Below are 9,176 nucleotides of genomic sequence, written 5' to 3'. Positions count from 1 at the left end.
ACGACCTGGTCCTTCTGGGTCACGGTGACGCCGCCGCGGGCTTCCAGCCGCTTGATCGCCGAGCTGCCGCCCGGCCCCGGAGTTGCCGACTGCATCGGGGCGCCCTTGGCAGGCTTGGCATTGGCCCCGGCGGCGCCAGAAGCACCGGAGCCACCGGATTCGTAGAACACCACGAGGGACTTTGAGGTCATCGTGGTGTCGCCCTGCACCACCTTCACATTGCCGGAGAACGTCGCTTCCTTCTTCTTATCGCGCATCTCCAGCGAGGCTGCCTCGATCTGGATCGGCTGGTCGCGGTTCTGCGAGAAGCCCTGCAGCGCGTTGGGCACGCCTGTGGTTGCGCTTTGCGCCGAGGCGCCGCCGGGTGCAGTCGCCAGCAGGAGGCCGGCAAGGAAAAGTTGCGCAACGGCAGCGCCCGCGCGATCGGGCCTGATACGATCAATCATGAATTCACTTTGCGTTCGTTGACTTGATGGGCCGAGGCCGCTGCGTGGGCGCAGAATCGGACGCAGGTTCGGCGGCCTGCGCGCCTGAGCCAGGACCGCCGCCGTCCAGGTTTTCCAGATACATGACGACATTGCCCTCGAACCGCACGACCTCACCATTGTCGGTGATTCGCAACCGGTCCGCCGTCAGCGTGCCGTTGGTCAGTTTGACGTCGACCGGCTTGTCGGAGACCACGGTGCCCTTGCCCATGTCGGCATGGGCCTCGCTCAAATGCGCCTCGTAGCCGGTCGACGTCGTCAGGACGACATCCTTGTACAAATCCAGGAGCTGTTGCTTGGTGTCGAAATTGCCGGTGCGCGCCTTTAATGTCACGGTCGACTGGTCTTCCATCAGCACCTTGGCGCGCAGGATGTTGAGCTGCACGTGGTCGGGATCCGTGAGGTCCTGGATGGCGCTGTGAGCGACCAGATCGTACGGCCGCTGGTCCGGCGTGAACCCGGTGAGATGCGGCGTTTCCATGGTGACCTTGCTGCCGGAGACGACCAGGTTGCCGGTCAAGTTGTCGGTCTTGATCTCCATGTGGAACGGATTGAAGAGCGAGATGCCGATCACCACGGCCATCGCGAGCCCGACCGCCGCCGGAACCGCGATCCGCAGCACCCGGACCATGCGGCTGTGCCGCGCAGCGACAGCGAAGCGCGCCTCCATGCCGGAAGAATCATAGGCGGGGTTGCGGACCGAGTTCACGGTGGCTCCAGGCTGCTCCGAGGCGCGAATTCCAACCGCAGTGTACCACGGAGGTCGTCGCCATTGCAGCCGGAACCGACGGCCGATCTGTGACCCTCGTGCCCCCTCGCGGCGCCAAAATTGTTACAAGAATTTAAGATTCAGTTCTGCAGCTCGCAGCCCATCAAGAATGGGCAAAAATGTCCTCAGCTTCGAAGCCGCCGAGATCGAGCTTGGCCCGGGTCGGCAGAAATTCGAAGCAGGCCTGGGCGATGGCGCTGCGCCCTTCCCGCGCCAGCATCGCATCGAGCCGCTCGCGCAAACCATGCAGGTGCAGCACGTCGGCCGCGGCGTAAGCGAGCTGCGGTTCGCTCAACCCCTCCGCGCCCCAATCGCTCGACTGCTGCTGCTTCGACAGATCGACGTTGAGCAGCTCGCGCACGAGATCCTTCAGCCCGTGGCGGTCGGTATAGGTGCGCGCCAGCCGCGAGGCGATCTTGGTGCAATAGAGCGGCTGCGGCATCACACCGAAGGCGTGATAGAGCACAGCGATGTCGAAGCGCGCGAAGTGGAAGATCTTGGTAATCGCAGGATTGCCCAGCAGCGCCTTCAGGTTCGGCGCATCGGTGTGCCCCTTCGGGATCTGCACCACGTCGGCCGAGCCGTCGCCCGGCGAGAGCTGCACCACGCACAGCCGGTCACGATGCGGATTGAGGCCCATGGTCTCGGTGTCGATGGCAACCGAGGTCGTGTAGCGGGACAGATCGGGCAGGTCGCCGCGGTGCAGGCGTACGGTCATGGTGATGAATCCTGTCGAACAGAGGTCCGGTCCAAACTAGCGCTCAATGCGGCCGGAGGCGAGCGGCGAGCTCGGTACACCGAAATGGTGACTATCCGGCAAATGACTGCGCCGAGCCGATCGATCGTGTCGAGAAAACACTCAGAGATGGGAGGCCGCAGTCGAGAACGGTCCATATATCGGCGTTTCGAACCATTCAGGGTAACATTTGTCTACCGTCGCACGGTACCATTTTCAAGCTGGCGGCCGGGGACGTCTCCGAGGGACGAACTGGGCGGCAGCCATTCAGACTCAGGCTCAACTCAAATGCTCTTGCCGCCGACCGAGCAGCTATCCGAACTGATCAAGGCGAGTTTCCCGGTCGAGCCACTGCCGCGCAGTTTTTGGTTCGATGCGGGAGAGCACCGATGCGGCGACATACCTGAAGAGCTTGCGAAACGGCTTGAACACCGGCATTGGGTCGACGTGACGATGCGGGATTGGACGATGATAGGTCCCGCCGTGATCGCCAAGGCCTATCTCCATCCTGACGCGTTTCGCTACTATCTGCCGTCGCTGCTGGTCGGCGTGCTCTCGGATATCGGCTATCTCGATTGCGTGCTAGAATGTTTGCTGCCTGCAGGCCGGAAGCGCCGCACCGATCGGCCGGAATGGCTGCAATTCTGGGACGGCTTGTCGGAGACGCAGCGTGACACGATCCGCTGCTATCTGAAAACGGTACGCTCGATGTGCGGAGAGCCGGCCGGCCCCGTCGTGCAACATCTGTTCGACGAGATCGAAGCCGTCTGGGGCCGCCGGTGATGATCATCCGCAAGCCACGCTGCACACGTGTTATGCGGCAACGAGCGTGAGCGAGCATGGCTGCATTGTCCCACTTCTTGAATCTTGATCTCTTGCTGAAATCGAAGACCGATTTCACCCCACTGATCGAGCATCTGGATCAGAGCGTCTACGTACTGCATCATCAGCAGCACGAGCAGGAATTTCTGCTCGTTCTTGAGCTCAGCGACATGGACCGCAAGGACCTTAAATCGCGCACGGAAAACTTCCTGACGATTGTTGATGCACTTCCGGATGAGGCGTGCAAGCTCTGGGAGGGCTGCATCTCGCGTATATTCTCCTATGGATTTGAAGGCGGTTGCGATGGTCCAGCGCTGGACACGACGATCCCGGCCGACCTGCTCGGTCGGATAGCAAAGGTCGGCGCGGACATCGGGATCACCGTGTATCCCTGTCGGAGCAACGAATAATCCTGAGCACCTCGAACAAACATGAGTACGAAGATGCGCTACCCTGACGGTCAGCTTGCGAGCATCGGCGATGAGGTGAGCGTGGCCGGAAGGCCCGGCAAAGTCGTCTGCTCGATCGACAACGGCGAATATTCCGATGACTATCCAGAGAACGTCTGGGCCTATCTACAGAAGGGCGTGATGATCGAGATCGGGACGATGGGCCTCGTCCACTACGAGGAGCCCGAGGCCGACATGATCCTTGTGAGACGCCATCCATTGGTTTGAACAGGATGGGGACAATGAAATTCCTGGTCCCGACCTAGGCGCGCTTACTGGAGAAGAAGCTGCGCCGCGAGATCACGGGATATGCCAAGCCGAAATCCACCCTCTATTACAGGAGTGGCGCCAGTGATTATTTTCGGGCTTCTGACGCGATCGTGCGAGCAGCCGGGCCTCTTTCTGAGGCAACGGTGCTATTCCTGTTCAGCGTGAGCGGCGACGGATGGAGCGAACACGAAGCAAGCGACGAGAGGTGGGCGCGCTACCGACAATGGCGTGCCGCGAACGGCGATGACAGCCGACTATATGACGCGCCCGGCCATGTGTTTGAACCGGGCAACCTCGAACGGTTTTCCAGGACGATCGCATTTGCTTTGGAACTCGGCTGGGACGCTCTTGTGAGCGCCAAGCCCGGACGGCAGCTTCTATTCCTCTCACATGACGACCGGCTGGAGATCTATCGCGGGTTCGGCGGCGGTCTGCTTTGCCGAGAGCTGATCAAGCTCGGCGGCTGGCGTCGAGCGGATCACTGACTGAATGCAGCGTACGGAATCTGTAGAGTGATGCGGTACGCATCGCGACCGCATATCAGCCATCCGCAAACTGCCCGTCGTGCCACTCTGTCGCAGGGTGCGCGGCTTGTCGTGTCGGGCAAATCAGGACGATCTTCTCCGCGTCCTGCGTTCATGAGAGGGGCGCTTCGCGATCGTCACGAACGTTGAGCGCGGGATGCGGTGGACGCAACGGATTGCAGCACGCATTTGCGAGCGGACGAACAATCCTGATGCGGACGTGAAATCGTGTGGTCCTGGCCTCCCGGTGCTGAGGCCAAGCTTGCAATGCAATTCGACGAGCATTGCGAGCGACGGGGGCAAGAGAGCCGTTCCCCGGGGAGAGCGCGTATAAGCGTTAAAACCATCGCGCAGGGAAGGCCGGTTGTTGCGGCCCACCTGTGGTGACTGCCGCCTGCTTTTTTGTTGCAGGCGGGCCATGGGTGTTGGCCAAACACCCGGCCTTCCCTGCGCCCTCGTTCTTTAAGAGGGCGATCTGAAGCAAAGCTCGGACGCGACATGCGCCGCGAGATCGCGGAAGTTTGTCCCGTCGTCATCGTGAGGAGCGTGAGCTCCGACGCGATCCAGAATCGCCCTCCGCGGAGAGGCGGGATTGCTCCGGCGCTATGCGCCTCGCAGTGACGATGGCGGGCTGTTTGACAGGTATATCAGAGAGAGGCCACCTGGGCGCACTCCGTGCTTCGTTCGGAGTGGGGCTCAGCGCGTGCCGAGCGATCGTTCCACAGCCAACGAGGCCGCGCAACGCGAAGCCGGAAGGGGCGAAGCGGGGCTGTGCCATGCGTAGCTCGAAGAGCGAAGCGTGGTGCCCAGGAAAGGACTCGAACCTTCACGGCCGTTAAGCCACTGGCACCTGAAGCCAGCGCGTCTACCAATTCCGCCACCTGGGCATGGGGGCGCTTAGTACGGATCGACGACGCGCTTGTCAAACCGCGGATGCGACTTTTGTGACGATTTTTCCGCAAGTGGGCGAAACCAGTCTTCGCTTTTCCGCCTCCCGGACGATGCGCTATACAGCAGCGCATCATACGGACGACCGTCCGCAAAAAAGCGCGATCGACCCCGCGCGCGGGCCCGACGGCCCACTGAACCCTTGAGGATTGGCCATGGCATCGAATCTCGACACCCTCGTCACGGTTTTCGGCGGTTCGGGCTTCCTGGGCCGCCACGTGGTCCGGGCACTCGCCAAGCGGGATTACCGCATCCGGGTCGCGGTGCGCCGCCCGGAGCTGGCAGGCCACCTGCAGCCCTTGGGCCGCGTCGGGCAGATCCACGCGGTGCAGGCCAATCTGCGCTATCCGGCGTCGGTCGAGGCCGCGATCCGCGATTCTCACGCCATCATCAACCTGGTCGGCATCCTGACCGAGAGCGGCGCGCAGACCTTCAATGCCGTGCAGGGGGAGGGGGCTGCGACGGTCGCCAAGGCCGCAGCCGGAGCAGGGGCGCAGCTGGTGCATGTTTCCGCGATCGGCGCTGACGAGGAGTCCCCCTCCGCCTATGCGCGGGCCAAGGCGGCGGGCGAGAAGGCGGTGCTGACCGCGCTCCCCACCGCGACGATCATGCGGCCCTCGGTGGTGTTCGGGCCCGAGGACGATTTCACCAACCGCTTCGCCGGCCTGGCGCGGATCTCGCCGTTCCTGCCGTTGATCGGCGGCGGCGCCACCAGGATGCAGCCGGTCTATGTCGGCGATGTCGCAACCGCGATCGCGGATGCCGTCGACGGCAAGGCGAGGGCAGGGGCCACCTACGAGCTGGGCGGCCCGGAGGTGTTGAGCTTCCGCGAGATCATCGAGATCATCCTCGACATCACCGACCGCAAGCGCATGCTGCTGTCGCTGCCGTTCGGGCTCGCCAAATTCCAGGCCGCGTTCCTGCAGTTCGCGCCGGGCCCGCTGAAGCTGACGCCGGACCAAGTCGAACTCCTGCGCAGCGACAACGTCGTCTCGGACGCTGCTCAGGCGGATGGCCGGACCTTGCAGGGCCTCAGCATCACGCCGGATTCGCTGGAGGCCGTCGGCCCGCAATATCTCTGGCGCTTCCGCCCGGCCGGCCAGTTCCAGCGCAAGAACGCCTGAGGCGACTCGAGCTGCGCTCGGCGGGTCTTACATGCCGAGCGCCAGCGCGATCAGGCCGAGCGTGCCGACGATCACGCGCCACCATGCGAACAGCACGAAGCCGTGGCGGGTGACGTAGCCGAGGAAGGCCTTCACCACGATCATCGCGGTGATGAACGACACCACGAAGCCGATGGCGACGATGCCGAGATGATCGGCCGTCATCTCGGCGCGGCTCTTGTAGAAGTCGTAGACGAAGGCGCCGATCATGGTCGGGATCGCCAGGAAGAACGAGAATTCGGCGGCCGAGCGCTTGTCGGCGCCGAGCAGCATCGCCGCCACGATGGTGGCGCCCGAACGCGACACGCCGGGGATCATCGCCAGACACTGCGCGACGCCGATCCACAGATACATCATCAGCGGGTAGCGCGTGGCGTCATGCTCGCGCGGCTTGAGATCGATCTGATCGACCCAGAGCAGGATCGCACCGCCGACGATCAGCGAGAAGCAGACCACCCACGGATCGAACAAGAGCGCCTTGATGTATTTGCCGGCGATCAGGCCGATGATCACGGCCGGCAGGAACGCCACCAGCACACCGATGATGAAGCGGCGATCGTCGGCATTCGACAGCGCGCCGATCGCCACGCGCGACAGCTTGAAGAAATAGAGCGCGACGATGGCCAGAATGGCGCCGAGCTGGATCAGGATCGCGAAGCTCTTCCAGAAGCCGTCCTCGCCGAGCCCGAAAAACCGCTCGGCCAGCAGCAGATGGCCGGTCGACGAGACCGGGAGGAACTCGGTGACGCCCTCGACGATCCCGAGAATCACCGCCCGCAGCGTGTCTGACATCATGAATTTGATCCGTCATTGCCGGCTCGCGCCCGCCGCCGACATGCGCCCGCGATGGGGCGAGATCCGCGAAAAGCGGCGTCCTTCTCGCTTATTCGGCCATCGCCCGCAATCTCAAAAAGCCGCCGGCAGGGCACGAATCAGACGCGCATGCGCCTGACGCAGACGGTACAGTCTGGCTTTGCCTGGGGATGCGCGGTTCTCTATGGTCGGCGGCTTGTCCCACCGCCCAATTGCTTACACTTTTGCCGACCATGCGCTAATGCTCCGATTCGGATCTGCAGGACACCGTTTCGAAGCTCAGACCTCCGGCGGACACGCAGCGACTGCGGCGCCGAATGGTTGAGGCTTCGTTAAGCGCGGCCATCTAGTCAAAGGCTCCATGTACACGCTGTTTCACCATCCCTTCTGCCCGCACTCGCGATTCGTCCGCCTCGTGCTCGGCGAATACGGGCTCGACCTGCAGCTGGTCGAGGAGCGCGCCTGGGAGCGGCGGGAAGGATTTTTGACACTGAACCCGGCGGGAACGACGCCGGTTTTGTCGGTTGACGGCCTGCCCCCCGTGCCCGGGGTCAACGTCATCGCGGAGTTCATCGATGAGGCCTGCGGCCCGGAGATGGGCGACCGCAGACTGTTGCCGACCTCCACGGCCGAGCGCATCGAGGTGCGCCGGCTGATGAGCTGGTTCAACGAAAAATTCTTCGAGGAGGCGTCGAACCTCCTGGTCACCGAGCGCATCTACAAGCGCTTCATGAGCGAGGAGGACGGCGGCGGTCCGCCTTCGACCGACGTGATTCGCGCGGCCAAGACCAATGTGCGCTATCATCTGGCCTATATCGGCTGGCTGGCGCAGCGGCGCAATTTTCTCGCCGGGGACCGGCCGACTTATGCAGATCTTGCCGCCGCGGCGCATCTGTCGGCGATCGACTATCTGGGCGACGTGCCATGGATCGAGGACGACGCAGCAAAGGCGTGGTACGCGCGGGTGAAGTCCCGGCCGTCGTTCCGTCCGCTGCTCAGCGACTGGCTGGCGGGCGTGCCGGCGTCGCGGACCTATGTGGACCTCGACTTCTGAAGCCCGTGCCGGCCCGCATCCCGGCGGAGCTGAAGGCGGAACTCGCCGCTGAAGCGCGGAGCCTCGGCTTCGACTGCATCGGTATCGCGCGACCGGAGGTTACGCCGGAGCGGGCCCAGCGATTTCAGGACTTTCTCGCCGGAGGCCGCCATGGCGACATGGACTGGCTGGCGCGCGACCCGGAGCGGCGCATCGACCCGCAGACGCTCTGGCCCGAGGTCCGCTCGGTAATCATGCTCGGGGTCAATTACGGTCCCGACGACGATCCGCTGGCGATCCTTCAGGCGCGGACGCGTGGCGCCATCTCGGTCTATGCACGCGGCGATGACTATCACGACATCATCAAGAAGCGGCTCAAGATGCTGGCGCGCTGGCTGGTCGCCGCCGCGGCCTGCGACGTCAAGGTGTTCGTCGATACCGCGGCCGTGATGGAGAAGCCGCTCGCCCAGGCGGCCGGCCTCGGCTGGCAGGGCAAGCATACCAATCTGGTGTCACGCAGCTTCGGCTCCTGGCTGTTCCTCGGCGCCATCTACACCACTCTGGAGCTACCCCATGATGCCGCCGAGCCCGACCATTGCGGCTCCTGCCGCGCCTGCCTCGACATCTGCCCGACAGCGGCGTTCCCCGCGCCATACCAGCTCGATGCGCGGCGCTGCATTTCGTATCTGACGATCGAGAACAAGGGCCCGATCCCGCGCGAATTCCGCAAGGCGATCGGAAACCGCATCTATGGCTGCGACGATTGTCTCGCCGCCTGCCCCTGGAACAAATTTGCACTGGCAGGGCGCGAGGCCAAGCTGGCGGCGCGTGACGCGCTCCGCGCGCCATCGCTGGCAGAATTGGCCACGCTCGATGACGCGTCATTTCGGGCGCTGTTCACAAAATCACCGGTCAAGCGGATCGGCCGCGACCGGTTCATCCGCAATGTGCTGATCGCCATGGGCAATTCCGGCGACAGCGGGCTTGCGGCGGCGGCTGAGCGGCTGCTGGACGACGCCAGCCCGCTGGTCAGAGGAGCCGCGGTGTGGGCGCTGGCGCAGCTGATCGAACCTGAGGCTTTCTCTCGGCTGGCGGCCAAGGCGCTCCCCGGCGAAACCGATACTGGTGTGCGCGAGGAATGGGACCTGGGTGCGTGAGGGGAGC

General features: G+C 63.7%; 11 protein-coding genes and 1 tRNA gene. 7 read left to right on the top strand and 5 right to left on the bottom strand.

Going from position 1 to position 9,176, the window contains the following annotated elements:
- The 3 genes from BRAS3843_RS29060 to BRAS3843_RS29050 all read right to left on the bottom strand — a co-directional run.
- Positions 1 to 446, bottom strand: a 446-nt coding sequence (locus BRAS3843_RS29060; RefSeq protein WP_035983137.1) for an LptA/OstA family protein, incomplete at its 3' end; no start/stop codon positions are given.
- Between the two features lie 4 nt (positions 447 to 450).
- The gene (gene lptC / locus BRAS3843_RS29055) at positions 451 to 1,194 is read right to left on the bottom strand and encodes an LPS export ABC transporter periplasmic protein LptC (protein ID WP_008972714.1); all 744 of its coding nucleotides are present in this window, start codon (positions 1,192 to 1,194) and stop codon (positions 451 to 453) included.
- A gap of 163 nt (positions 1,195 to 1,357) precedes the next feature.
- Positions 1,358 to 1,972: a ribonuclease D gene (locus tag BRAS3843_RS29050; RefSeq protein WP_008972713.1), complete on the bottom strand. Its 615-nt coding sequence runs from the start codon at positions 1,970 to 1,972 to the stop codon at positions 1,358 to 1,360.
- A gap of 306 nt (positions 1,973 to 2,278) precedes the next feature.
- Between BRAS3843_RS29050 and BRAS3843_RS29045 the strand changes: the two genes are divergently transcribed.
- The 4 genes from BRAS3843_RS29045 (at position 2,279) to BRAS3843_RS29030 (ending at position 4,016) form a co-directional block, all read left to right on the top strand.
- Positions 2,279 to 2,773 carry a DUF6714 family protein gene (locus tag BRAS3843_RS29045; protein WP_008972711.1) on the top strand — a complete coding sequence of 165 codons (495 nt, stop codon included), beginning with the start codon at positions 2,279 to 2,281 and terminating at the stop codon, positions 2,771 to 2,773.
- A gap of 56 nt (positions 2,774 to 2,829) precedes the next feature.
- Positions 2,830 to 3,222 carry a hypothetical protein gene (locus BRAS3843_RS29040; protein ID WP_008972710.1) on the top strand — a complete coding sequence of 131 codons (393 nt, stop codon included), beginning with the start codon at positions 2,830 to 2,832 and terminating at the stop codon, positions 3,220 to 3,222.
- A gap of 21 nt (positions 3,223 to 3,243) precedes the next feature.
- Positions 3,244 to 3,489, top strand: coding sequence for a hypothetical protein (locus BRAS3843_RS29035; RefSeq protein WP_139025000.1), 246 nt, complete (start codon positions 3,244 to 3,246; stop codon positions 3,487 to 3,489).
- Positions 3,490 to 3,674: 185 nt separating this feature from the next.
- On the top strand, positions 3,675 to 4,016 hold the full coding sequence (locus tag BRAS3843_RS29030; protein ID WP_008972708.1) for a hypothetical protein: 342 nt from the start codon (positions 3,675 to 3,677) through the stop codon (positions 4,014 to 4,016).
- 839 nt (positions 4,017 to 4,855) lie between these two features.
- Here the strand turns inward: BRAS3843_RS29030 and BRAS3843_RS29025 are convergent.
- Positions 4,856 to 4,942, bottom strand: a tRNA-Leu gene (locus tag BRAS3843_RS29025).
- A gap of 216 nt (positions 4,943 to 5,158) precedes the next feature.
- Between BRAS3843_RS29025 and BRAS3843_RS29020 the strand changes: the two genes are divergently transcribed.
- A complete protein-coding gene (locus BRAS3843_RS29020) occupies positions 5,159 to 6,127 on the top strand; it encodes a complex I NDUFA9 subunit family protein (RefSeq protein ID WP_008972707.1) in 969 nt (322 codons plus the stop codon).
- 27 nt (positions 6,128 to 6,154) lie between these two features.
- On the opposite strand, the gene BRAS3843_RS29015 is transcribed toward BRAS3843_RS29020, so the two are convergent.
- The gene (locus BRAS3843_RS29015) at positions 6,155 to 6,961 is read right to left on the bottom strand and encodes an undecaprenyl-diphosphate phosphatase (protein ID WP_008972706.1); all 807 of its coding nucleotides are present in this window, start codon (positions 6,959 to 6,961) and stop codon (positions 6,155 to 6,157) included.
- A gap of 379 nt (positions 6,962 to 7,340) precedes the next feature.
- Between BRAS3843_RS29015 and BRAS3843_RS29010 the strand changes: the two genes are divergently transcribed.
- Together BRAS3843_RS29010 and queG are read left to right on the top strand one after the other, a co-directional pair.
- A complete protein-coding gene (locus tag BRAS3843_RS29010; RefSeq protein ID WP_008972705.1) occupies positions 7,341 to 8,033 on the top strand; it encodes a glutathione S-transferase family protein in 693 nt (230 codons plus the stop codon).
- The gene (gene queG, locus BRAS3843_RS29005) at positions 7,982 to 9,169 is read left to right on the top strand and encodes a tRNA epoxyqueuosine(34) reductase QueG (protein ID WP_035983141.1); all 1,188 of its coding nucleotides are present in this window, start codon (positions 7,982 to 7,984) and stop codon (positions 9,167 to 9,169) included. The genes BRAS3843_RS29010 and queG overlap by 52 nt, the downstream gene beginning before the upstream one ends.
- Positions 9,170 to 9,176 lie beyond the last annotated feature (7 nt).

This window comes from Bradyrhizobium sp. STM 3843 (assembly GCF_000239815.1).
Taxonomy (GTDB): Bacteria; Pseudomonadota; Alphaproteobacteria; order Rhizobiales; family Xanthobacteraceae; genus Bradyrhizobium.
This window is presented reverse-complemented; position numbering and strand designations above follow the sequence as displayed.

What these genes read in the sequence shown, in the direction of transcription:
- BRAS3843_RS29010 (WP_008972705.1), top strand. Translation starts at nt 7,341, where the DNA reads ATGTACACGCTGTTTCACCATCCCTTCTGCCCGCACTCGCGATTCGTC.
- BRAS3843_RS29040 (WP_008972710.1), top strand. Translation starts at nt 2,830, where the DNA reads ATGGCTGCATTGTCCCACTTCTTGAATCTTGATCTCTTGCTGAAATCG.
- BRAS3843_RS29045 (WP_008972711.1), top strand. Translation starts at nt 2,279, where the DNA reads ATGCTCTTGCCGCCGACCGAGCAGCTATCCGAACTGATCAAGGCGAGT.
- BRAS3843_RS29050 (WP_008972713.1), bottom strand. Translation starts at nt 1,972, where the DNA reads ATGACCGTACGCCTGCACCGCGGCGACCTGCCCGATCTGTCCCGCTAC.
- BRAS3843_RS29015 (WP_008972706.1), bottom strand. Translation starts at nt 6,961, where the DNA reads ATGATGTCAGACACGCTGCGGGCGGTGATTCTCGGGATCGTCGAGGGC.
- BRAS3843_RS29020 (WP_008972707.1), top strand. Translation starts at nt 5,159, where the DNA reads ATGGCATCGAATCTCGACACCCTCGTCACGGTTTTCGGCGGTTCGGGC.
- BRAS3843_RS29035 (WP_139025000.1), top strand. Translation starts at nt 3,244, where the DNA reads ATGAGTACGAAGATGCGCTACCCTGACGGTCAGCTTGCGAGCATCGGC.